The organism is Koromonas humicola (genome assembly GCF_059726255.1).
In genome coordinates this window covers 3,014,420-3,039,212 of record NZ_AP040873.1, presented here as the reverse complement: position 1 = coordinate 3,039,212, position 24,793 = coordinate 3,014,420, and the positions used below count along the sequence as shown (strand labels likewise).

General features: G+C 54.6%; 17 protein-coding genes. 5 read left to right on the top strand and 12 right to left on the bottom strand.

The window, feature by feature from the left end; genetic code table 11:
• Positions 1-3: 3 nt before the first annotated feature.
• Positions 4-810, bottom strand: a complete 807-nt coding sequence (locus AC6IZD_RS13225; protein WP_497783785.1) for a polyprenol monophosphomannose synthase — start codon at positions 808-810, stop codon at positions 4-6.
• A gap of 186 nt (positions 811-996) precedes the next feature.
• Here AC6IZD_RS13225 and AC6IZD_RS13220 point away from each other — a divergent pair, with 186 nt between their 5' ends.
• A complete protein-coding gene (locus tag AC6IZD_RS13220; RefSeq protein WP_497783784.1) occupies positions 997-1,596 on the top strand; it encodes a hypothetical protein in 600 nt (199 codons plus the stop codon).
• 90 nt (positions 1,597-1,686) lie between these two features.
• On the opposite strand, the gene AC6IZD_RS13215 is transcribed toward AC6IZD_RS13220, so the two are convergent.
• The 7 genes from AC6IZD_RS13215 to AC6IZD_RS13185 form a co-directional block, all read right to left on the bottom strand.
• A complete protein-coding gene (locus AC6IZD_RS13215) occupies positions 1,687-2,904 on the bottom strand; it encodes a class I SAM-dependent rRNA methyltransferase (RefSeq protein ID WP_497783783.1) in 1,218 nt (405 codons plus the stop codon).
• Positions 2,905-2,942: 38 nt separating this feature from the next.
• A complete protein-coding gene (locus tag AC6IZD_RS13210; protein WP_497783782.1) occupies positions 2,943-3,977 on the bottom strand; it encodes a zinc ribbon domain-containing protein in 1,035 nt (344 codons plus the stop codon).
• Positions 3,978-4,394: 417 nt separating this feature from the next.
• Complete coding sequence (locus AC6IZD_RS13205; RefSeq protein ID WP_497783781.1) at positions 4,395-6,659, bottom strand: Tex family protein; 2,265 nt, start codon at positions 6,657-6,659, stop codon at positions 4,395-4,397.
• Positions 6,660-6,735: 76 nt separating this feature from the next.
• A complete protein-coding gene (locus AC6IZD_RS13200; protein WP_497783780.1) occupies positions 6,736-7,425 on the bottom strand; it encodes a methyltransferase domain-containing protein in 690 nt (229 codons plus the stop codon).
• Positions 7,401-8,651, bottom strand: coding sequence for a beta-ketoacyl-[acyl-carrier-protein] synthase family protein (locus tag AC6IZD_RS13195; RefSeq protein WP_497783779.1), 1,251 nt, complete (start codon positions 8,649-8,651; stop codon positions 7,401-7,403). Before AC6IZD_RS13195 ends, AC6IZD_RS13200 begins: the two co-directional genes overlap by 25 nt.
• A 25-nt stretch (positions 8,652-8,676) precedes the next feature.
• Positions 8,677-8,940: an acyl carrier protein gene (locus AC6IZD_RS13190; RefSeq protein ID WP_497783778.1), complete on the bottom strand. Its 264-nt coding sequence runs from the start codon at positions 8,938-8,940 to the stop codon at positions 8,677-8,679.
• A gap of 228 nt (positions 8,941-9,168) precedes the next feature.
• Positions 9,169-12,627, bottom strand: a complete 3,459-nt coding sequence (locus AC6IZD_RS13185) for a TonB-dependent receptor (protein ID WP_497783777.1) — start codon at positions 12,625-12,627, stop codon at positions 9,169-9,171.
• Positions 12,628-12,920: 293 nt separating this feature from the next.
• Between AC6IZD_RS13185 and AC6IZD_RS13180 the strand changes: the two genes are divergently transcribed.
• From AC6IZD_RS13180 to AC6IZD_RS13170, 3 genes are all read left to right on the top strand, one after another.
• Positions 12,921-14,858, top strand: a complete 1,938-nt coding sequence (locus AC6IZD_RS13180; RefSeq protein WP_497783776.1) for a glycoside hydrolase family 3 protein — start codon at positions 12,921-12,923, stop codon at positions 14,856-14,858.
• Positions 14,859-14,958: 100 nt separating this feature from the next.
• The gene (locus AC6IZD_RS13175; RefSeq protein ID WP_497783775.1) at positions 14,959-16,785 is read left to right on the top strand and encodes an MFS transporter; all 1,827 of its coding nucleotides are present in this window, start codon (positions 14,959-14,961) and stop codon (positions 16,783-16,785) included.
• 150 nt (positions 16,786-16,935) lie between these two features.
• On the top strand, positions 16,936-17,697 hold the full coding sequence (locus AC6IZD_RS13170) for a DeoR/GlpR family DNA-binding transcription regulator (RefSeq protein ID WP_497783774.1): 762 nt from the start codon (positions 16,936-16,938) through the stop codon (positions 17,695-17,697).
• Positions 17,698-17,767: 70 nt separating this feature from the next.
• Here the strand turns inward: AC6IZD_RS13170 and murQ are convergent, their stop codons facing one another.
• Positions 17,768-18,661 carry an N-acetylmuramic acid 6-phosphate etherase gene (gene murQ, locus AC6IZD_RS13165; RefSeq protein ID WP_497783773.1) on the bottom strand — a complete coding sequence of 298 codons (894 nt, stop codon included), beginning with the start codon at positions 18,659-18,661 and terminating at the stop codon, positions 17,768-17,770.
• The gene (locus AC6IZD_RS13160; protein ID WP_497783772.1) at positions 18,661-20,160 is read right to left on the bottom strand and encodes a sodium:solute symporter; all 1,500 of its coding nucleotides are present in this window, start codon (positions 20,158-20,160) and stop codon (positions 18,661-18,663) included. The genes murQ and AC6IZD_RS13160 overlap by 1 nt, the downstream gene beginning before the upstream one ends.
• Positions 20,161-20,435: 275 nt before the next feature.
• Between AC6IZD_RS13160 and AC6IZD_RS13155 the strand changes: the two genes are divergently transcribed.
• A complete protein-coding gene (locus tag AC6IZD_RS13155) occupies positions 20,436-21,398 on the top strand; it encodes a serine hydrolase (RefSeq protein WP_497783771.1) in 963 nt (320 codons plus the stop codon).
• A gap of 8 nt (positions 21,399-21,406) precedes the next feature.
• Here the strand turns inward: AC6IZD_RS13155 and AC6IZD_RS13150 are convergent, their stop codons facing one another.
• Together AC6IZD_RS13150 and AC6IZD_RS13145 are read right to left on the bottom strand one after the other, a co-directional pair.
• On the bottom strand, positions 21,407-22,333 hold the full coding sequence (locus tag AC6IZD_RS13150; RefSeq protein ID WP_497783770.1) for an N-acetylglucosamine kinase: 927 nt from the start codon (positions 22,331-22,333) through the stop codon (positions 21,407-21,409).
• Between the two features lie 24 nt (positions 22,334-22,357).
• The gene (locus tag AC6IZD_RS13145) at positions 22,358-24,766 is read right to left on the bottom strand and encodes an exo-beta-N-acetylmuramidase NamZ domain-containing protein (RefSeq protein ID WP_497783769.1); all 2,409 of its coding nucleotides are present in this window, start codon (positions 24,764-24,766) and stop codon (positions 22,358-22,360) included.
• Between the last annotated feature and the right edge of the window lie 27 nt (positions 24,767-24,793).

The following is a 24,793-nucleotide window of genomic DNA, read 5'->3' as shown; positions in this document are numbered from 1 at the left end:
TAGCTAGTTGCTCACAGTGCGAACACTGGCCCGCAGCCGGAACAGATGCTGCACATACTCGAAGAAGACCTTGATCGAGGCTTTGCTCTCATCGCGCTGACGCGAACGAAAGACATATCCCACCTCTACGACATTCTTCGGGTGCGCACGCGCCAATACCTCAACGAGAATCTTGTAGCCGCATGGCGACATAGCAACGTTCTGCAGTGCGGTGCGCCGGACAACGAAGAATCCCGTCATCGGGTCAGACACTGAACTCAATGCGCCCGGCAACAGAATCCTGCCCAATGCGCGTGAACCCCGCGAGATCATCAGGCGCAGAACACTCCAATCGCTCGTGCCTCCACCTTCAGCATCGCGGCTCGCGACTGCCAAGTCGGCACCATCGCTGATCGCGGCAATCAGGTTGGCAGTTACCTCCGGCGGGTGCTGCAGATCGGCGTCGATCACGCCGAGAAGTCTTCCTCGCGATGCCTGCCAGCCGCGCACTACTGCCGTTGCAAGGCCGCGTTCCTCGGTCCGTCTAATCGCAACGATGTGGGGATCCTGTGAAGCAAGTTCCGCTGCGAGCTGCCAGGTTCCATCCGGGCTGTTGTCATCAACGACGATGATCTCGTAGGAGTCACCAACCTGCGATTCGATTGCAGGTTTCAGAAGCGCGATAATCTCGGCAAGGTTATGGCGTTCGTTGAACGTGGGAACCACGAGTGAAAACGCGACGGTTTCGTCCGGGCGCAGGACGGGGACTTTGAGATCGCCGACGGGAACTGGCGAGAGGCCTCGGGAAATTTCTAGAACTTCACTTCGCATAAGAGGATCCCTTTAATTGCAGCACAGGCAGGCCTTCCAGTCTAGGAAAAACCCATCAACAGCGCAGATGTTGCGGAACATTGTGTTGCATTTCTTTACGCAACTAGTACCGCTCTTAGGGGTTTCGTCTGGTACCGGCACGAAGTTCCAAAAAGTGCTTAGGTCGCAGAGTGGAGAGAATGAGATATGAATCGTGATTGGATGAAGACCTCGGTATTGCTATTGGGAATGACTATGATCGGTGGCGCATTGTTCGCACAACAGCCGACAACGCCGCCCCCGGAAGGGTCAGTCCAGGGCACTCCTTCAACGGGGAAGCTCCAGTTGAGCCAGGAGCAGAAACAAAAACTGATGGACATGCGCATGTCAGCACGCGATCAGGCGGCAGTAATTCGTCATGATCAGTTGCTGAATGAGGAACAGAAGCAGGCCAAGCTGAAGGAACTCCGTGCCAGCACGCGCGAACAGATGAAGTCGGTTTTGACGCCAGAGCAGCAGGCTGCCTTCGGAAGCCGTCGTGAGGCCGCAAAGCAACGCTTTGCCGAGAAGCTTGGATTGAATGCCGACCAGCAGAGCAAGATGAAGCAGGTTTTCCAGATGGCGCATCAGCAGCGACAGGCTGTGTTGGAAAACAAGTCACTCAACAACGATCAGAAATTGGCGCAGCTCACACAAATTCGCGAGAACACAAAGACGCAGTTGTCGACGATTCTGAGTCCTGACCAGATGAACAAGCTGCAGCAGATGCATAAGGGGCGGCATGGCCGTCATGCTCGCATCGGGTAGTCAACCTGACTAAGATCGCCGTTGCGCTTCCGATGCCTAAACAAAGCACAGAAGCGGAGGCCGCCTTCAATGGCGGCCTTTATTTGCGTGCTAAAACACAGAGCAGATCATGCATTTCAGGTAATAAGTTTCTGGAACGTTGAGCAGAACCGGATGATCCACTGCCTGCATGCGCTTTTCGGTGATGTGCAGGTTTCGGCGTGCATCGAGAGCGGCTGAGGAGAGCATGGAGAGAAAGTCCTGCTCGCTGACATGGAACGAGCAGGAACAGGTGATGAGTGCTCCGCCGTTACGCAGCATCTTGAGTGCGCGCAGGTTCAGTTCCTTGTAGCCGCGCACTGCATCCTCTGCGTTTTTCTTGGATTTGGCAAAGGCCGGAGGGTCGAGCACGATAGTCTCGTAGCGTCGATCTGCATCGGCATACTGACGCATCAACTCAAAGGCGTCAGCCTCGATGAACTCAATTGGCTTTTGTTCGTTGAGCTCTCTGTTTTGCTCGGCAACAGCCAAGGCTTCAGACGAGATATCGACAGCCGTTACATGGTCGCAGGTGCGATTGAGATGGAGTGAGAATCCACCCTGATACGTACAGACTTCAAGAGCATTTCCGTGGGCATAACGCTCAGCGGCGGCGTAGTTCTCTCGTTGGTCGAGGAATGCCCCGGTCTTTTGTCCCGCACTGCCGTCGTAACGAAATGCGAGACCGTTCATGTGGATCTGAGTCGCAGTCTTAGGCTTTTTCAGTCGCGAGTACGCAACCTGGTCCTCGCGCGGTTCTAGCCCTTCAAGTTCTCGGATACGCGGATCGACTCGCTCAAGAATTGTCGCGGGCTTATATGCCTCTTTGAGCTCTTCGATCAGAATTTCGCGAGCGAATGGCGCATCCATTGCCTGCGTCTGTACCTGGAAACTGATCACGTCGTTGTATTTGTCCACGATGAGCCCAGGAGTGATGTCCGCTTCGCTAAAAAGAACGCGGAATGCATCTGAATCGTGGACAACACGAGCGCGGTACGCAATAGCCTGACGTATCCGGTAGCGCAGCATGTCTGGATATTTGTCGGGTTCCACAGGATTAGGCGCGATCATCCGCAAGGCTATCTGAGAGCGAGAGCTATAGAGCGCTGATCCGTACGGCTTTCCGCGCTGGTCTTCGACACGAACGAGGGCACCGGGCGACGCCAGCTCAACGCGTTCTATGTCCGACTTGAAGATCCAGGGATGCCCGGAGCGGAGGCGAGATACAGCGTGCGCATTGACAATTACCCGCGCAACCGGGGCGGTAGAAGATTTTTTCTGAGACTTCATCGCGAATTATAGGTACTCGGGAGCACTAGGCTCGCGGACTATGACTTGGGCAGTTGATGACGAAGATCGTCGAGTACTTCAGGCGGCAATTCTTCCTTGTATTTCTCGTCGAGGTTCGCTTCGTCAACGAAGAGGTTGCGGGCGCCTTGAATCTCGTGGGCAAAGATACTCTGGAAGTTTGCGTTCTTTTCAACACGACGCGAAATCACCCTGCCGGTCGTCGCATCGTAGGCCTTCATACTTGCATTGCCCTTGTGATTTATGAATACGACGAAAGCACCCTGCTCGCCCATTGAGGGCACAAACATCCACTCGCGTTCGGCTTGGTGGGCAATGCCTGAAGCATTTGCCGCAGCGGTTTTAATATTGTGCTCCGGAACGTAGTACAGAATTCTTCCGCACGAATCGCAGGTAACCATGTCCTGCGCCGCACGCACATTGGAAACAACCTGTGGGCGCAGCATGAACTGGCAGGCATTACAACGATGCTCGACGACCTCGGCCATAGCGAATCCGCGGGACTTGTGAATGCGGTCGTAAGTCGCGCGCAAGGAGTCATCGATCTCTTTTCGCAGCACATCAGCCTTCGACTGCGCAGCTTCAAGTGCTGAGCGGTCTGCCTCAGAGGCTTTCTCGGCCTCGGATTTCTGGCGCTCGATCTCCGTGGACTCTGTCTTCAGGGAAGACTCTGCAGCTGTCAATTCCGCCTGAATCGAGTCGGCCTTGACCATGACGTCAATGATCTTCTCTTCATAGGCCGAGATTTCGCCTTCCGCGTGAGCTATTTCGGAGAGCAATGCCTTGTACTGTTCGTTGTTCTTGACACTGGAAGACTGGCTTCGAAACTTGATGATCTGATCGTTTAAGGATTGAATTTCCTGCTCGTACTTGCGCTTGCTTGCCTCTCCAGCCTTTATCGCTGCACGGGCATCTTCTACCCGTTTGCGAGCGGTGGCCAATTGAGCATCGATGCGGGCGAGCGTCTTGGGAACCGTAGCTAGCCGCGCGCTCAGTCGCGTAATCTCGCCATCGATTTCCTGCAGTTGAACGAGCTTTTGAAGATCAGTTGGCATTTTTTGAGGTAAAGCTATTGAAGTGAAAATATTAGCACGTCAGGCGAACAGTGTTTTGTGAGGCTTTTCTTAAGGACTTTGCCGGATGGCCCGCAAGCATCACGCGACATAGTATTTGTACCATGTTAATGGAATTTACTCGCGTCCTTGTCGGTCTCACCATTGCTCTGTTTCACGTGCAATTAGCAGACTTCATCCGCGAGCAGGACCTGGCGCTCTTTTCCGCATTCCGTCAAAGGGGTGTGCCGATGCCCGCCCCGCTATCGAAGCGGACAGCCCACAACCTGTTCTTCCTTTTTGGTGTGAGTATCGCCCTTATCAGCCTGGCCCGCATATGGCTCACCCTTCACTAGAGCAAAGCGCGCGGGTGCAGATTTCAGATCAAAAAAGGGAGCCGGTCGGCTCCCTTTACTGTGCCTACCGTACTTTCCATTTGGAGGAAAGCATCGATAGCTTCTGCTCCATACTGAGCGGATCCTTCTGCTGTGGTTTGTTCTGGCCCTTTTGCGGACGTGGAGCGGGTTCCATCAGTGCCTTCATGGAAAGCGCAATGCGTTTTGTTTTTGCATCGGCGCTCAACACCTTCACTTTTACGATCTGGCCGACCTTCACAGCCTCATTCGGATCCTTCATGTAGCGATTGGAAAGCTCACTGATGTGAACCAATCCATCCTGGTGGACGCCAATATCTACAAATGCTCCGAACTTCGTAACATTGGTCACGACGCCTTCGAGCACCATGCCGGGCTGCACGTCTGAGATTTCACGCACGCTCTCGGCGAAGCTGGGTGCCACGAACTTGTCTCGAGGATCTCGTCCCGGCTTTTTCAATTCCTCAAGAATGTCGTTCAGCGTGAACGTTCCCACCGTTAATTGATCGCGGTTCACCTTCTCCAGCAACTCGGGGCGGCGGATCAGCTCAGGTATCGGGGTGTTGAGGTTGTTGGCAATCTGCTCGACGACTGGATAGGACTCCGGGTGCACAGCGGTCATGTCGAGCGGGTTTTCGCCATCACGGATACGCAGGAATCCTGCAGCCTGCTCGAACGTCTTCGGACCTACGCCGGGAACGCTCATCAGTTGTGCCCGCGAGTGGAAACGCCCATTTTCATCGCGGTACTTCACAATGTTAACCGCCGTGCGTTCGGTCACTCCGGCGACGTAGCGCAACAATGTCCATGAAGATGTATTTAGATCGACGCCGACGCGGTTTACGCAGCTTTCGATGACCGCTTCGAGTGACTGCTGAAGGTTGCGCTGATCCACGTCGTGTTGATACTGGCCGACTCCAATGGATTTCGGATCCACCTTGACGAGTTCGGACAGAGGATCCTGTAGACGGCGAGCAATGCTGATAGCTCCGCGCACCGTAAGGTCAAGATCCGGGAACTCCTGACGGGCAAGGTCGGAAGCGGAATATACGCTGGCGCCACTCTCACTCACCGTGACGGCAAAGACCTTGTCGAGATTGTGCTCCCGCAGGAAATCGCGCACCAACTGGTCAGTTTCTCTCCCGGCTGTTCCGTTGCCGATCGCGATTGCTCGGATATTGTGTTTCGAGAGTAACCGCTCAAGAACTTTTGCGGCTTGTTGCGGTCCGTCTTTCGATGTGAACGGATACATCACATCGTGATCCAGGAATTTTCCAGTCTCATCCACAACCGCGAGTTTGCATCCCGTACGCAGGCCGGGATCGATGCCGAGCACTGAGATAGGTCCGGCAGGTGGCGAGAGCAACAGGTTGTGCAGGTTTTCGCGGAAAACGGCGATAGCGTCAGCATCCGAACGCTTCTTAAGCTCGAGGCGAATTTCACCCTGGATGGATGAGTTGAGCAGGCGGTTCCATGCATCTTCTATCGCAAGCGTCAACTGCGGAGTCCAATCGCCTGTGGTGCGCAACACGTGCGACGAGATTAGTCCAAGAGCCCGCTCGGCATCGAGTTCAAGAAGGAAGAACAAGATGTTTTCGGCTTCGCCGCGACGAATGGCCAGCATTCGGTGGGAAGGGATGGTTTTGGCCGGCTCGCGGTACTCGTAGTACATCTTGAACTTCTCTTGCTCATCGACGGCGTCGGTCGCCTTGCGGCTACTCACGATGCCTTCGTCCAGCATGAGTTGACGCAGCGCTTTGCGCAGGTCGGCGTCTTCGCTAATCATTTCAGCAACGATGTGCCGGGCTCCTTCGAGAGCCTCGTCGATGTTGGCGACACCTTTTTCTTCACTCACAAAGGTTGCTGCATATTCATTCAGCGGAAGCTCTGCCGGTTGCTGCGCCCACAGATAGTTGGCCAGCGGTTCCAGTCCCTTTTCGCGCGCAATGGTCGCCTTGGTGCGGCGCTTCGGCTTGTACGGGAGATACAGGTCTTCAAGCTCGCTCTTATCAAATGTCTTTTCGATGCGCGCTTTTAACTCATCGCTGAGCTTGCCCTGTTCCTCGATGGACTTCAGGATGGTTTCGCGGCGAGCGACAAGGTCGCGGAAATAAGCAAGCTGCTCTTCGATCTCGCGGACTTTTACTTCGTCAAGATTGCCGGTGGCCTCTTTGCGATACCGGGCAATGAACGGCACCGTACCGCCACCGTCGAGCAGTTCGATGACAGCGACCAGTCCGTGCATGGGGACGTCGATCGTCTGCGAGATATGTAGGAGAATTTCGGGGGAAAGAGTTTTCAGTTCAGACATGTGAATCAATTTTAAACGGGACAGGTGAGGAAAACTGGGGCGGAAGACTCTTAGATAACCATGGACTCTTGCGTTTTTACTTATAGAGGATGGCTCCCATGCGATACAGGTAATTCGTGCACATTTCGAACCTTGAGGCATTGGTTTTGATCAGCAGCTCACGTAATTCCTTCGGAGTATAGGCCTGCCGCACTGAAGCCACCGAATCGTAAAGAGAGATGTGGCTTCGGAATAGCGGAGTGCCTGCATAAACAAGCGCAAGGTGAATAGGGCTACGCCGAAGGTCGTTGATTATTACCGCGTGGCGCGCAACAGCGAGCGCGCCATTTACGAACTGGATGACCTCGTCAGGAGAGAGATGGTGTACAAACAGTCCACAGGTCACGAAATCAAAGGTCGAGGGAGGGAACGCCAGATCAAGCGCGTCACCTACGACAGTTTGCTCGCAACAATGTGCTTCACGGTGAAGTCCACGACGATCAAGGCATACGGGCCGTATATCAAGCCCTTCTCGCTTCAGGCGTTCTGAGGCCCGAGTGATTACGTATCCATCTGCCGAAGCAACATCGAGCACGGAGGCAGAACGCAAGTGAGAGGCTTTTAACGCTCGTCGGAGAAGATTGGTGGTGGTTCTGACTCCGCCGAACCAGCGATTGACCATGCGCAGGTCGCGCAACGATTCGAGAACTGCTTCCTGTGTTTCAGTGTCTCCGTCCAGCACCTCGCGCTGCGGAACCCGCTTCAAAATGCCTCCTGATCGTCCCATCGTCGAAACGCCAATACTGCGTTCAACCCTCCAAAGGCGAACGAGTTTGATAGGGCATACTCGACCTGCTTATGGCGTGCGATGTTGGGAACAATGTCGAGGTTGCAATCTGGATCGGGCTCGTTGAAGCTGATGGTCGGCGGAAGCACTCCCTCCCGCAAAGCCATCAGTGTCGCGAATGCTTCCAACGCCCCGGCGGCACCCAGCGCATGTCCGTGCATGGATTTAGTTGAACTTACGGCGAGCGACTCAGCGTGCGCCCCGAACACCCGTCGGATTGCCTGCGTTTCCGTGGCATCGTTTGCGGATGTGCCAGTTCCATGAGCATTGATGTAGCCAATCACTTCGGGTGAGATGCCAGCATCGTGGAGCGCTGCAGATATCGCGCTGGCCGGGCCGTCAACATTCGGTTGTGTGAGATGTCCCGCATCGGAGGACATGCCGAATCCAATGATCTCGCCTAGAATGTGCGCTCCGCGGGCCAATGCCGACTCGAGCGGTTCAAGTACGACCATGGCTGCACCTTCGCCGAGAGTGAGTCCCCGGCGGTCACGAGAAAAGGGTCGGCACACATCAGGACTCACCACGCGCATCGCCTCCCACGCACGCAGAATTCCCGGACTAAACGGAGCATCACTGCCCCCGCAAATGGCTACCTTCACAGCCCCAGAGCGCACCATCCAGAATGCCTGCCCAATCGCGTGGGATGCCGAGGCACAGGCAGTGGAGATGGTGAAGGTCGGCCCGGTCGTACCCAGTTCCATGGAAATGTGGCTTGCGCCTGCGTTGTACATCGTGAGCGGAATGGTAAAAGGGTGAGGGCGAGAACGGCCCTCTTTGTAGATCGCCGCGAAGCCGCGATCGAGACTCGTTTGGCCCCCCATGGATGTTCCCGTTATGACGGCTACTTGAGAACTGGTGTCGCCGAATGGGAGATCGCTCGCCACATCAAACCCGGCACTGCAAACGGCCTCGCGCGCGGCAACAATTGCGAACTGCGCAAAACGATCTATCAGGTCGCACCGCGCCGGTTCGAAATAATCTTCTGATCGGAAATCGCGGACCTCGGCACCGTTCTGAAAGCGCAACCCTCGCATGTCAACCGATTGGACTGGCGCAATTCCCGAGCGCCCATTGCACAGCGCTTTCCAGCACTCGGAAGCCGTGGTGCCCAAGGCGCACAGAATGCCCGTCCCGGTGATCACGACGCGGCGAGATTCGTTCATGCAGGTGTTCACCCTCAGAACAGCATCATTGACCCTGTGCCCCGGCTTTTTCCGCCAGCACCTTCTGTAATTCAGCCACCGCCGTGCGGACGCCTTTGATCGAGTAAGCGGCTTCGTCTGGAATCGAGACCCCATACCGCTCTTCAAGGGCGAAGAGCAGATTCATAGCATCCAGGCTATCCATTTCAAGTTCGTCGAACGTACTGTCGAGCGTGATCTTCTCTGAGGGAATCCGTTTTACGGCAGCGATTTCGGCGATAACCTCTGTTGCTAGGGCGGCCTCGTCCATTAAACGCACTCTCCTTGACCTCGGATCAAGACAGGCTAGTGTACTCGATGCGTGATGGGCAAACGACACACATTTGAACACCGGCGAACATGGCTGGAAGGCAAACTTACGGCGACTCAGTTCCGCGACTAGAACTGGCATGTCTAAATTTGCGGAAAATGACAAAAGGCAGCGGGATGAACTCCGCTGCCTCTCCTTTAAGTTTAAGACGCGTGTGTAACCAAACAACTAGAAGTGCAGTTTCGCACCTAGCTGGATTTGGCGGGGGTCACGCGATCCGGTTACCTGTCCAAACAGTGAGTTACCGAACGACGCGTTCACTGTGTTGAAGTTTTCATGGTTCAAGACATTGAAGGTCTCGAAGCGGAACTCAAGGTTCGTGCTTTCGGTGAACTTGAAGGTCTTGAACAGTGACATATCGACACGCCAGAAGCCAGGACCGATGATAGCTCCCGACGGACTGGTGCTGACTTGACCCGGAGTGGTGTTTGCCTGGAAAGCGGCAGTGTTAAACCACTGCTTCACAGAACGCGCACCGCCCGAGTTCGGATTGCCGACCATGTTCGGACGAATCGGACAGCTGCTGGCCGAGACGATGCAACCCTGTCCGGCGGCATCCACCGAACTGGTACCACCGGTCGGAATGTTTCCACTGATGTTCATGGGAAGTCCCGTAGCAACGGAGACAACGCCCGAAGTTTGCCAACCACCAAGCACCTTGCCTACAACTCCCTTCTGCGAGTGCAGGAAGGGGATGTCGTAAATGTAGGTGCCGGTGAATACATGACGACGGTCGAGCAGGGTGGGACCATAATTCTGGTGGATGTTGTAAACGTTGGCAGGAGCATTGGAGCGATCGCTCATCGAGTCGGTCAAACCGTGAGACCAAGTGTAGTTGCCCTTGACGATTGACGCGCCCTTGAAGCGTTTTTCCAACGAGGCCTGCAGTGAGTGATAGTTGCCACCAAACCAGGGACGAATAGTGTTGATGGAGCCGTATCCCAAGTAGGGGCGAATGGCATTGATGCGATTAACGTTTAAGGAGGTCAGCGGAGAGCTGCTGATCCCGGCAGTGACGTAGGCACCCGGTTTCGGCTGGTTCAAGTCAACGATACCGATGAGGTGCGTATCCTTGGACCCGTAGTAGCCCACATCAAACAGGGTGTTGCCCGGTAACTGCTGCTGTACGTCGAAACTCCACTGCTGGGTGTAAGGCATGGTGCCCGTAACGGGAACTCCACGCAGAGCCTTTGGCGAAGCCGAAACTGCGGCGGCGCCCCCACCCGGATTACTCATCGACGTCCATGGAATGGACAGTGCAGCTGAGTAAGGTGGATTCGTGAACATGTCTTGCTCATAGATGCCGACCAAAGTTGGCTGGGCGAACATGCCATATCCAGTGCGGATTGCGGTTTTGCCTGTTCCAAAGGGATCCCAAGCAACACCAACGCGAGGCGCGAAGAATCCACTGGAGGACTCGCCGACCTTATCTCCGAACCGTGAGTTCTTCATCGGGCCAGAAGCGAAGATCAAGCCGTTGTAAAGTGAGCCTTGCGTCGGAGTTCCGTCGCTGTTCACAACAATGTTGCCAGTAGCGGGGTCGATCTTGACCGCGTTGGCAGCCTTGTAGCTCTGTGGGTCGAAGTTGGACAAGTATTGGTCGTTGCTGTTGTAGGGTTGAGGGAAGTAGCTATAACGTACGCCATAGCTCAGAGTCACGCGGTCTCTCAGACGCCATTCATCCTGAGCATACACTTCAAACTGCTTCTCGCGGATGTAGGGTGTCAGATCCATTGCAACCTGACTGTAGGTGGCAACGTGTCCGGTCAGGAAGTTGACCCATGACTGCGCATTGCGAATCAACGGGTCGGCAACCTTATCTCCCGTCGTGTATGCGCCGGTTGCGTCAAACGCGAAGGTGCCAGAGTTGTTTGCCCCGGCATTTTCCGTCTTGCTGTAGTTATTCCATACCGCTCCGAACTTGGCGGAGTGCTTGCCATGAATCCAAGCCAGGTTACCGAAGCCTGCGTGATTTCGGTTGTACTCCTCGTAAGGTCCGTAGCCGCCGAGTGCCGCGTACGCGCCGGAAATGCTAGGTATGCGCTTCAGACTCGGGGTGTACGGCAGAACGTTTTTTACCGCCGAAGCGATATCGGTGGAGTTGTCCGGGTTCATCGTTCCGTTGATGGTGCTAATGATCGAAGACCGAGAGAAGTTGTAGCCGCCTTCTAGCACAAGGTTGTTGCTCAGTGTGTAGTTGGCACGGACTGCAAACTGCCGTCCCGGCGACTTTGTCGTGCTATTGGCCACACCGGGTATATAGCTGTTGGGGCCAAACAGACCGAAAGGTTCTTCAGTTGGGATCGTATCGTTGATGTAGCGGAAGAACACCGAGAGCTTGGCTCCGAAGTTCTGGTCGATACGAACGAGATCCTGACGATTGTTGAACACATTGCGGCCGGTCATGGTCGACTGATGCGAAACCGAATCGTCTGGAGTGGGAGCATTCGCCCAAATATCCTTTAGATAGGCGGCAGCAATCGGGTTGATAGAAGTCAGAGAGGTAATCGGGGTTCCGGCGGGCAGCTTCGTAGCGCAGGTGTGCTTCGCATCAGAATTAAACGCGACGCACGTGTCGTACGCCATGACGCCCTGCTTTTCGGAGGCTGTAGGTAACAGGATTCCCGAATAGCTGGAATAGCTGATTACGCGACGATATTCCTGAGAGAAGAAGAAGAACGTCTTGTGTCGGCCATCGTAAAGATGCGGAAGCACAACGGGGCCACCCACTGTATAGCCGAAGTTGTTATAACGCAGCTGGGCAGGGGTGGAGTTGATTGCCTTGTTCGTGCTGCGCTTACGGAAGTAGTCATTGGCGTTGAATGCGTCATTACGAACGAATTCGTAGGCCGATCCGTGGAGCTGGTCGGAACCCGAACGGGTAATGACGTTGATCTGGCCGGCTCCGCGCCCGTACTCGGCGCTGTAGAGGCCGCGCAGAACCTTAAACTCGGCAATGGCGTCCACCGAGGGATAGTTGATCAGCGTGAGGTTGGAGCCGCGGTCCACGTTGTCCGAACCGTCAATTGTCCAGTTGTTCGCGCTATTTCTCGCACCGTTGATGGAGAAGCTGACCGTGTTGGCCTGACCGGAAGGGTTCGTCGTACCGATATAGAGCTGATCGCCGCCGCCATAGCTGACGCCGGGCATGAGGGCAACCATCTGTTCGTAGTTGCGGTTGTTCAGTGAAAGTTGACGGATTTCGTTGCCGCTGAGCAGACCGGTTGCGGTCGGGGACAGCAGTTCGACTTGAAGGGGATTGGCCTCAACGACGATCTCCTGGTTGACGGAGCCGACCTGGAGAACGAGGTTCGCGGTATAGCGATCGCTGACGTTGAGTTCTATGCCACGGAGAATCGCCTTGCTAAACGATTTTGCGGTGGCTTCTACGCGATAATGACCGATTGGCAGGAGTGTGGCCACGAAGTCACCGGAATCGCTGGTGGTAATCGCGCGCTCTACTTCATTTCGGTCCGTGTTGACCACAGTAATTTGAGCACCCGGGACAACCGCGCCCGAAGTGTCCTTTACTGAACCAACAATAGTTGCAGTTACTTCTTGCGCCTGTAGAGTCAACCCTCCCAGTAAGAGGAAAAGGGCTAACGCCACGTAACAAAGTTTCTGCATGTATAGTGCCTCCCTAAACGACACGTCAGTAACAAGTGGTACAAGTTTTTTCTGTTACGAAGCACTCATTGTGAACTAAAGTGTTCGTTTGTGACTGAATAGGACAGAAACGGTAGCTTTTTGCTACTCAGGATGTCAACCATAAAACCGCTTTCGTGCGCGAGAAAATGGCCACGCGAACGGAATTGGTGGATAGAACGAGCTTTTCATTTTATTGGCTTGCGCATGCGCATGTTTTGCCTCACAGATTATTGCTCATTGCATGGCCGTATGGTTAGGGAGAATTCGAACGCATGGACACAGCGTGCTGGAACCGGGGAATCCGTTGGGTGCTGATTGCGGCACTTTTGAGTGGTACGTCATTGCAGGCCGCGGGGCCGAAGACCAAAGTGCGCGCGAAGAGCATGCATGAGGTCACGGGTGTGGCGATTGACCGAAGCGGCGAGAAGTGGGTTACTCGGACTATTCGGGAGCTATCAATCGAGGAAAAGGTAGGCCAGATGTTGATGATCTGGGCACCGATCCGCTTTCTGAATGTTGAAAGTCCCGATTATCTGCAACTGCGCGATGCGATCAAAAAGTATCATCTCGGAGGGTTTGGTTTGACGACGAGAGGCGACGACGCCTCCCTGATGAGGAACCAACCAATCGAAGCGGCCGCGATCACCAACGCGCTACAGCGTGATTCAAAATACCCTTTGATTATTGCCGGAGATTTCGAGCGCGGGCTTTCGATGCGTATTGACGGAACCACGGCCTTTCCGCACGCAATGGCTTTTGGCGCAGCAGGGGACAGGGATTCCGCATACCAATTCGGCAAGATTACGGCTCGCGAGGCGCGGTCGATCGGCGTCCACTGGAACTGGTTTCCTGTAGCCGACGTCAACTCAAATCCGGCAAATCCGATCATCAATACGCGGTCCTTCGGTGAGGATCCGGCGAAGGTGAGCGAAATGGTGGACGCCTATATCGCCGGTGCGCACAGCGCTGGAATGCTGACGACAGTCAAGCATTTCCCCGGCCACGGTGATACGAACACCGACACGCACTTGACCCTGGCTAGTTTCGATGGAGATCGTAAGCGGCTCGATAGCCTCGAATTGGCTCCATTTAGAGCGGCCATCGCGTCGGGAGTCGATGCCGTGATGGTGGCACACATGGCCGTGCCGGTAATCGAACCTGATCCGAAGCGTCCGGCGAGCATTTCCCGCGCCGTAGTCACCGGACTTCTGAAAGAACAGCTTGGGTTCCGCGGTGTTGTAGTGACTGACGGTATGGGAATGGGCGCGCTCACGCAATTCTTCACTGGAACTAATGCGGAGATCTCTGCAAAATCCGCAGTTGAGGCCGTGAAGGCTGGCGACGATATGGTCATCGTTCCGCTGGATATTGAGGGCACCTATAACGGCCTGCTGGAGGCAGTTCGGAAGGGCGAGATTTCCGAGGCGCGCATCAACGAGAGCGTGACGAAGATTCTGCGCATGAAAGCATCACTCCGACTGCAGAAGAACCGGTTCGTGGATCTTTCGGAGGTTTCAAAAGAGATCGCAAAGCCGGAGAATGTTGCTGTGGCGCAGAGCATTGCGGATCGCGGAGTGACGTTGGTTCGTGATAACCACCAGGTCCTGCCGCTGAGAAGTACAGTCCTTGCCTCAAACACGATCACCCCCGTAAAGGCGCAATCGGAACAGGTCGATCCGAGCACTGTGCTGGTGTTCTTTGGCGACGACATTCGTGCCTACGAGAACGGACGGATGCTTCTGAGACAATTTAGGTCGAGACTGCCCGGTGTAAACGTGTTCAGTGTCGACGGAAAGACGTCCGAGTCTCAGAGATTGGAAATTCTTACGGCGGTCGGGAAGGCGACCAAGGTCATAGCGATTGCTGAAGCTTTTCCAAGCGGCGGACGTACTGTGCGCAGCAAGGGACAAGAGGTTGGTTCGGCCGGCCTGGACGATGATTCCAGTAACCTGCTGGCGGAAATTGTGAAAACCGCAGCACCGAAGACGGCGGTGGTAGCCTTTGGTAACCCATACATCGTAACGGCAATCCCCGAAGTACAGACGTACTTGTGTACATTCTCTAATACAACCACATCGGCAATCAGCGCGGTACGTGTACTGTTCGGAGAGATTTCTGCTCAAGGACACATGCCGGTCACTATTCCTGGAATCGTTGAGCGTGGCTTCGGTCCGTCCACTTCCTCGAAGGTCGCTGTGGTTAAGAAATAGTCATGGAATGAGGCCGCGTAAAGAGGCGCGGCCAATTTCAACAAACAGATGTCCGGATCTGGCTTAGAACACCAGACCCAATGATCGAAGAACAGGACTTATGACCTCTGCATCGATAGGTGAAAACAGCGTTACGGCACAACGGAAGAAAGCTGCCTACAATCAATTCCTCTTATTAGTCGCAGGTCTCGGTGGCCTGCTGTATGGCGTGGACGTTGGAATCATCGCGGGTGCACTGCCATACCTCGAAGCCACATCCGGTCTGAATTCAGGGCAGCTATCCATAGTTGTTGCAGCGGTATTGTTGGGCAGTGTGATCTCAACTCTATTCGCCGGCATTTTGGCCGATCGGATGGGGCGCAAGCCGCTGATGTTCTGGAGCGGAGTGCTGTTTGTCATCAGCATTCCGATGATTGCGCTTTCCCACGGATATGGCCCACTGGTCTTTGGGCGTGTGCTGCAGGGAGTGAGCGCCGGACTGATCGGGGTGGTCGTACCTCTCTACCTGGCAGAATGCTTGCCCGCCTCGAGTCGTGGTAGGGGAACCGGCATCTTTCAGTGGTTGCTCACCCTCGGAATTGTGTGTGCCGCGTTCGTGGGTATCTTCTTCAGCATTCGCGTAGATATTGTTGCGAAGCTTGGTGATCCTGCGAAGCTTCTCGCTTTCAAAGACATGGCTTGGCGTGGAATCTTCTGGGTATCGTTGCTTCCCGGAATCTTCTTCGTGATTGGAAGCCTGATGGTGGCGGAATCTCCACGATGGCTATTCCGGCGCGGCAGAAAAGATGCTGCATTAGCCGCCCTGCTGCGCGCTCGAACCGCTGATCAGGCTGAGGCCGAACTTCAGGAAATGGAAGAAGTCGCCTCGAATGAAAAGGCAGGTGCGGCGGGCACAACCAAAGCCATGGGATCGCTTTTGCGCCGGAAGTACGTGATTCCGTTCGTGCTGGCTTGCATCATTCTCGCCTGCAATCAGTTGACGGGAGTCAATTGCATCATTGGATACAACACCAACATCCTCCTGCAGAGCGGGCTCTCGGACGTGCAGGCGCATTGGGGGTACGTTGCATTCACCGTGATAAATTTCCTGGTGACGATTGCCGGCGTCGTGCTGGTGGATCGCAAAGGACGTAAGTTCCTGTTGTCGCTGGGAAGCGCCGGAGTGATCGTAGCCCTGATTTGCGTGGGCATACTGTTCCGCCAGACAGAAAAGCAGCGCGTTGATGTTGCCGATGCGATTCAATCCAGTATTCATGGGGATCATCAGATATCTCTGCTCTACAACAGGAACATCGCGAGCGACCTACTATCGTCGAAATCCTACGCGAGCGAAGCCCTTGCCAACCGCGCGACGTCGTTCCTCGTGATCTACTCCTACGGAGATTTCCACGCGGCCACGAAGGTGGTTCGTTCAGACGACCCGGTAGCAAAGCCACTTGAATTGACGCGTGAGAGCTGCATTCCGCCTAACAAGGTCTTGGCATTCTTTTCAAATCCGTTCGGCGATCTCGTTGCTGCTCGGAAAGCGCCGCTGAAGATTGAGAATGCTCTAATCACTCCAATCCCTGATGAGCGGAGCGGATGGCTGGTCGCCGTTAGCCTGTTCACCTTCATGGCCTTCTTCGCGGTTGGTCCGGGATTATGCGTGTGGCTGGCGCTCTCGGAACTGATGCCTACCAGAATTCGTTCCAACGGAATGAGCATTGCCATGCTGGTTAACCAGGCATGTTCGACCACGATCGCAGCGATCTTCCTGCCCACGGTTGGAAAGTATGGCTACGCGGCGATGTTCTTCGCGTTTGCAGGATTCACGGTGATCTACTTCGTCACCGCAGCGTTCTTCCTACCAGAAACGAAAGGTAAAACACTGGAGGAAATCGAAGAGTATTTTGAGCGTGAGAAGAAAAAAGAGATGGCAATCTCGTAAGGGAAGGGCAGGCCCCCGTCAGCAGAAGCCGCAAATGGGAGCCTGCCACGCCATACTAACTTTTGGATTCGCCAAATTGGGGATGCGTGATAGATTGACAACGAACAACTTCGTACAATAACTCGCAAAGAGACAGACAGATCCGATCACATGCTAAACGAAGAACGGCGACGCAGAATCGTTGAAGTGGTACAGCGAAATGGTCGTGCGATTGTCTCTGAATTGGCGCGACAACTCGGAACGTCTGAGATCACCATCCGGCGAGATCTGGATTCGCTGCAGGAACGTGGACTCATACAACGCACCCATGGTGGGGCAATCTGCATCCAGAACGGCTCGGAAGCTGATCACAGCCTGATCGAACGGGAATTACAACACCCTCGCGAAAAGTTGAGGATTGCCAGTGCCGCAGCGAAGTTGGTGAAGGAGGGCCAGTCTGTATTGCTGGACTCCGGATCGACGACCACGGCAATTGCACGTCAACTCCGCGCTTTTCAGCAACTGACTGTAATCACCAATGCAATCAATATTGCTGGCGAACTCGCTGGAGCAACGGTGGACGTGATCCTCACGGGCGGAATGTTGCGGAAGAACTCTTTCTCTCTGATCGGGCCGCTTGCTGAAGAAGCCCTGACGCACTTAAAAGCCGACATACTATTCATGGGCGTGGAGGGAATCGATCCACAGCTCGGAGTTTCCACCTCGAACATGCTGGAAGCGGCTCTGAATCGTAAGATGGTAGCCGCAGCGCAGCAGGTCGTCGCCGTATGCGATTCCAGTAAGTTAGGACGCCGCAGCCTGTCATCAATCGTGCCAATTACCTCAATTCAGCAAGTAATCACCGATAAGCAGGCACCCGAGAGGGTCCTCGACGAACTGCGTAAAGCTGGGATCAAAATCATTACGGTCTAGGGCATCTTGAGCCAATAGTCTGGAATACCATCGAGAAGAGATGTGACCTCTTCTCTCCCACTGATGGCATTCAGCCTTGAATTGCTTTGCGAATGTTCCCATTGGCACGTTTCAAGCGCCGAATGGCTTCTGCTTTAGAAACGCTTGCGCACAGCATAACTATAGCGTGAGACACCTTCATGTCCGCAGCTTTTAATGTGCTCAGCGCAACAGCCCGATCGACCTTGGCAATTCGTTGGACAATGCAAATTCCGCGCTCGACCAGCTTCTCGTTCTTGAGGTGAACGTTCACCATTAGATTGCCGTAGATGTAGCCGAGGCGAGCCATCGCGCCGGTCGTGAGCATGTTGCAGATCAGCTTCTCTGCCGTGCCTGCCTTCAGACGAGTCGATCCGGTAAGGACTTCAGGACCAACCTCAGCCTCAATGGCTATATCCGAAACCTCTGCCATTTCGGAGCCGGGGTTGCACACGATTGCGACGGTGGCAGAGCCTTTCTTCTTCGCGTATTTCAATGCCGCGATGGTGTAGGGCGTACGGCCGCTCGCCGCAAGTCCGACAACAACGTCTTTCTTGCCGGGCTTTCGGCTTGCGATATCAGCAATACCCAACTCAGCCGAATCTTCGCTTGCCTCGGTTGCATTCGCCAGAGCACGTTCACCACCGGCGATTACAAACTGAATCATCTCTGGATCGGTATCGAACGTCGGCGGACATTCGGATGCGTCCAGCGCGCCGATTCGACCGCTGGTACCGCTACCCACGTAAATGAGGCGCCCGCCGCGCGAAAGGCGATCGTAGACAACATCGATAGCTTCGGCAATGGAAGGGAGCACCTGGCGGACAGCCTTCAATACTTTGGCATCCTCCCGGTTCATCAGAGTCGCAATTTCTAACGAATTCAGTCTGTCCAGATCGGTGGAGACGCGATTCTGCTTCTCCGTTTTTAGTCCATTAAGCCGCATTAGACCCTTCGCCTCGCATCGTTGATTTCCAGATCACTTGGCGTATACAAAACCTTGAGATAACTCGCGCCATAGCCGATCACAAACGTAGTAATGCTTCCAAGAGGAACGTACCAAGTGAAAGGAACCTTGGTGAACTGCCATAAGTAAATGTTCAGAACAAAGCCGCAGAGCATGCCGACGATTGCGCCATTCTCGGTTGCTTTTTTGGTCAACACGCCTAACATGAATACGCCAAGCAAGGATCCATACGCCACGGACGCTATGGACAGACCGACCTCAAGCACCTTTCCGCCACGGCGCGCAACGATTGCAAGCGCAAAGAGAATGACTCCCCACCCGACGGTCGCCATACGCGAGACAAAGACACGATGCTTCTCGCTCGCATTTGGAACAAACCTGGAATAGAAATCGACGACGGTGGTGGACGATAGCGAATAAAGAGCCGCACTCAGGTTTGACATAGCAGCGGCGAGAATTGCGGATATCAGCAGACCGCTAATCCCATGTGGCATCCGGGTGACGACGAATGTCGGGAAAATCGTGTCGGATCGCGTGAAGGCCAAAACCGGCGGAAACAGCTTGTAGAAAGCGTAGAGCATCGCGCCGATGAAGAGAAACAGCGAAAACTGGAGCATTACGAGAACGCCGCTGGCAAGCAATGCGAGTTTGGACTGCCATTCGCTTCTGGACGAAAGCAAACGCTGCACAATTAGTTGATCGGTGCCATGGCTGGCTGTAGTCAGGAAGGCTCCGCCGATGATTCCGGACCAGAAGGTGTAAGTCGTGTAGAAGTTCCAAGAAAAGTCGAAGACGCGGAATTTGTCGGCAGACGCGGCGATGTCGTACACGGTGTGCCATCCACCGGGGACAAGGTGGAGGATCGTGAAAGATCCAATCAGCGTTCCTGTGAGGTAAACCGAAAGTTGAACCACGTCGGTCCAGATCACTGCGGCCATGCCGCCCTTGAATGTGTAGAGCAACGTCAGGACGGTGACGATGGCGATTGCCGCGACGTCGCGCCCGAAATCACTGAATCCGGAGAGGAGACTTGAAAGTGCAATCCCAACTACGATCGCGACAGCAAAGATGCGGACACCTTCCGCTGCGGCGCGGGTTATAAGGAACAATCCCGCAGTGAGAGACCTCAATTTCTGGCCAAACCGTCGCTCGATGAGCTGGTACGCAGTTACGAGATCACCACGGAAGTAATGCGGAATCAAGAGAAGGCTGATGATCACGCGACCAATCAGGTATCCGATCACAAGCTGGAGGAATCTGAAGTCCTTCTCGTACGCTATGCCGGGTACGCTGATGATGGTGAGGGTGCTCGTCTCCGCTGCCACGATCGACAGCGAAATCGCCCACCAGGGAATCGTCTTTTCCGCGAGGAAGTAGCCTTTAAGGGTGCTTTGCTTCTTCCGGAAGCGCATCCCGAACGTCGTGACACAGGCCAAATACACTGCAATTACAACAATATCCAGAAAATTCAGACCCATAACTGCCTGTTCTCCGTTCGTTCGTGATCGTAAACGATCATATTAGATCATCGTTCTCTCCTGATCCAGACAATTCTTGGCTAGATTGAAGACGAATTGTGAAACGGGCGCCACCTATTTTTCTGAGGCGTGTGTGTCAGATTCGTTGCGGAATTTACGTTCGTGAATGACAATCGACTGAAATCAAATTAGGACTCTTGGCTGTGGACGCGCAGTTGTGTTGCGCGCGCCTCTTGGAAATGAATGGACAGCAAGAGATAGCCCGCGGAGAAGGAATGAAGAAGCTGATTTTCGTGGTGATGTTGGCCGTAGCGTCCGCTACCGGCCAGAGCCATCAGAACGTTCTGGCTAACACGCCGGTGTCGGCTGAAGTTTCTGGGGTGACAACGCCAAAGCTGCACACACGAGACTTGCTCTGGCAGAAGATGGTCGAGAATGTAACGACCATTGAGCGCAACTTCGATGGCGTTATGGGCGTGGTAATACGAGACCTATCCGATGGGCATGAACTTCGTATCAACGCCGACGAGACCTTCCCGGCTGCCAGTTCGATCAAAGTTCCAGTGCTGGTGGAGTTGTATCGGCAATCCCAGAGCGGGCAGGGGGCACATCTCTCTGATCTTTATGTTGTCCAGAAGCAGGATATTGTTGGCTCCAGTGGCGTGTTGGAGAACTTGACCCCTGGAGTGAGCCGTGTAACGAACGCCGACCTAGCAGGAATTGTAATAGCGGTTAGCGATAATACGGCAGCGAACGTCCTGATCGATCGGGTGGGGCAAGACAATGTGAACCGAATGCTCGATTCTTTCGGACTACACCGCACACGCTTGCGCCGGAAAATGATGGACACTCGCGCCGCACAAGAGGGTCGCGAAAATATATCCACTCCGGGCGAAGAAGCGGCAATGTTCGAGTTGATTTATCGTGGGAAGATCCTTAACCCAGAACTTACTGCCGACCTGCTCCGTCGGCTTTGCACGGAGAAGTCAAGCGACATACCACGGCTGCTTCCTGAAGATCTGAAGATCGCAAACAAGCCGGGGTCGCTCTCGGGTGTACGAAATGACTCGGGAGTTGTTTTGCTGAAGAACCACCCGTTTGTGATCAGTGTGATGACCAGTTATGCCCACAACGAAGTTGCAGCGGAGGACGGGATCAGCAACATTGCGTTGCAGGCATACCGGTACTTCCAGACGGTCGAGAACGCCTCTGACCTGGGGCGCAACATGGCACCTTAAACGACCATCTATCTGAGCACTTCGCCTTGGACCCTCGCTTGTTTGCGAGCGAGAGACAGGGCACCAATCAACGGCTCAACTACTCCGTTGAGGATCGTTGATTCAGGGGCCGAGGATCTTAGCGCGTTCTGGAACTCGGCCCGTACCATTGCACTGTGTTCGAAAACGCCCCCGGTCATTGCTACGTGGAAGCTGTCGCTCTTCAGATCTAGCCTTTCTGCCACAAGTTTCGCCAGGTTTGCAAGCTCTTGCCCTGCACTCTTCAGCACCTTGGAAGCAACCGTATCTCCGGCTTCCGCAGCTTTGAGGACCAAGGGGAAAAGCTTTGAGAAGTCGGGGAGGGGGACGGAGTTTGCGGCCTGGATCAACTCTCCGACGCTCGAAACCTTGAAAGCATTCAGGAACAGCGGCATCAGAGATGATTGGGTTCCCGCATCCTGTGACCGTAGACAGCTCGATACCGCGGTGCGCCCGATCCATTGGCCCGATCCCTCATCGGAAACGATGAACCCGTACCCACCCGCGCGTGCCGAGTTGCCGTCCGCATCTCGCCCGAAGGCAATGGACCCGGTCCCCGCGATCACCAGAATGCCAGGGGCATCGCCGAATGCTGCCTCAAAAGCAATTTCCTGATCTCCAACCAAAGTGATCGGGCATGCAAGGATACTCTTCATAATTCCAAGAATCGCCTGCGCGACCTTCGGAACGGCACTTCCCGCAACCCCAATGCACGCAGCTTCTACGGCTTCGGGCTCGACGTGCGCATTGCCGAGTGCCTCCGCGATTGCAGATTGAATTGATAGGCGAGCCGTGGTTTCGCCATTCCTTACAATATTGCAACCGTTGGATACCCCGCGACCAAGAATGGTCGTGTCGTCCGCCACCGCACATCGAGTACGGGTTCCGCCGCCATCGATACCGAGAATCAAACTCATAGGCCCTCCTTGCTGCAGACCTTCCTAGTACAACAGGTACTTGGTACGGACTGCTTTGAAACCTTCAATGGCATCATTCCAGTCCATCCACACACGCCGAGGATCCTGCCCGGCGCTGATAGCCTTGGCCGTCGAGTCGTTGTACATCAAGTGATCGAGCTTCGTTAACTCAAAGTGGTCCGGATAAAGCGAGTGCAGCGCCGAAGCGATTTCGATTCCGAGCTCAGGCGCATCCAACGCGTTTCGGTCAGTGATGACAATGTTCACGCCGCCACACTTCTTCTGCGCATACACTTCTGCGCTCGGCGTGAATTCGAGGGGGACAAAACGCACGCCGCTGATTGCACGCGCGTTCAAATATGAGGCGAGCTCTAACGAGTGAATCCACGGTGCACCTACGAGTTCAAATGGAGTATCGGTGCCGCGTCCCACTGAAATGTTTGTCGCTTCCAGAATGCCGATACCAGGATAGAGTTCGGCTTCTGCGAGGCGTCGCATGTTCGGCGAGGGATTGATCCATAGAAGTCCGGTGGAATCCAGCCAATCACCACGCTGCCATCCCTCCATTGGAACTACCGTTAGCCGCGCATTAATTCCGTGCTCGGAGTTGTAGAAGCGCGCCAGTTCACCAATGGTCATTCCATGACGAACCGGAACCTGGCCATAGTTGATAAAGCTCTCGCGACCTTTGTCGCTGATAGGGCCCTGCACATAGACGCCGTTGATCGGATTCGGGCGGTCGAGAACGAAGATCTTCTTGCCGGTGTTTGCGGCTGCTTCAAGGAAGTAACCGAGCGTGGTCTCGTAGGTGTAGAAACGCACTCCGATGTCCTGTATGTCGTAAACGATCACATCAGCGGACTTCACAACATCGAGTGAGGGGTGCCGCTTGGCGCTTGTGTCTCCATAAACGCTGTACACGGGGATTCCGGTCGCGGAATCCTTGGAATCGGAAATGGCCGTGGTGTCCAGGCTTCCGTTAACTCCGTGTTCAGGACTGAAGATCGCGCTGAGTTCGATGCCTGGAGCTTTTGCCAAAACGTCGATGGTACGAGCGCCATGGGAGTCAACTCCGGTATGGTTCGTGACGAGTACAACTCTGGTCTTGGTAGCTCCAGGTTCGCGTAATTCGGTGAAGCTATGGCTCTCAAGCACGTCGATGCCGGTCCGGACCGAACCATTTCGGACAGTCGCTAAGCGCGAACCCGTCATCGCTTCGTTGTAGCCTGTGATTCTGGACAAGCGAAGCTTCTGCGCCTCAGGAACCGAAAGCTGAAGACTCTGCACCGCTTCGGAGGCGATGCGTGCGCGTAAGGAAGTAACTGACTTGCCTCCGTGCGGATGCACTGCATTGGTCAAAACGATGACGTAAGTGTTTGTGACAGGATCGATCCATATGGAAGTTCCGGTAAAACCGGTATGTCCGAAGGATCCGATCGGCAAGAACTCTCCGCGATTGCTCGCAAACGGAGAATCAATGTCCCATCCAAGTCCGCGAAGGGAAGCCGCAGTTGGAGGCTGCTGCGGGGTGGACATCTTCTCTACCGTAAGCGCGGAGAGGACGTGGAATCCGGTCAGCATATCCTGAGCGTACTTCGCGAGATCGTCGGCAGTTGAAAACAGACCTGCATGCCCAGCCACTCCGCCCATCCTGCGAGCAGTTGGGTCGTGGACTACGCCACGAAGCATCGCCTTGCTGTCGTCATATTCGGTGGGAGCAATTCGAGCACGGCTTTGGGGAGCTGGGACGAATCGGGTGTCGTGCATCGACAAGGGCTCGAACACATTCTTTGCCGCGTAGTCAGCGAGAGTTGTGCCGCTGACCTTTTCGACGATGAAGCCGAGCGTTTCAAAATTGATGTCGCTATAGAGGAAACGCGATCCGGGAGGGAAGATAGGCTTTTCGTCCATCGCCATCTGATACGCAGTATCACGACCGGCCCATGCAGTTTTCAGATCCAGGTCTTCTCGAAGCCCTGAGAAGTGCGTGAGCAACTGGCGAACCGTGATGCTCTCTTTTCCGTTCTTGGCGAACTCAGGCAAGTAAGCGGCTACAGGGTCATTGAGCCGAACCTTTCCTTCTTGCACTAGCTTCATCACTGAGGTCGTCGTGGCAATGCATTTTGTCAGAGAGGCCAGGTCGAAGATGGTGTCGACGGTCATGGCTTCTTTCACCGGCTCCAGGGATCGCATTCCGAAAGCCTTGCGGTAGACGATCTTTCCGTCATGTCCGATGAGCACGACTCCGCCCGGAATTAAGCCGTTGGAGACTGCATCGTTCATGGTCTGATCGATGCCGGAAAACACTATGGTTGGACTCGCAGTCGTCTGACTCTGAACCGGCGATGCAGTCTGAGCAAATAATCCGTAGCAACAGGTCGTAATAATCAGGACAAACAGCACGAATTTAGAAATTTCAGAACGACGCTTCACTGGTATCTCCCGTTTGCCGATATCGGC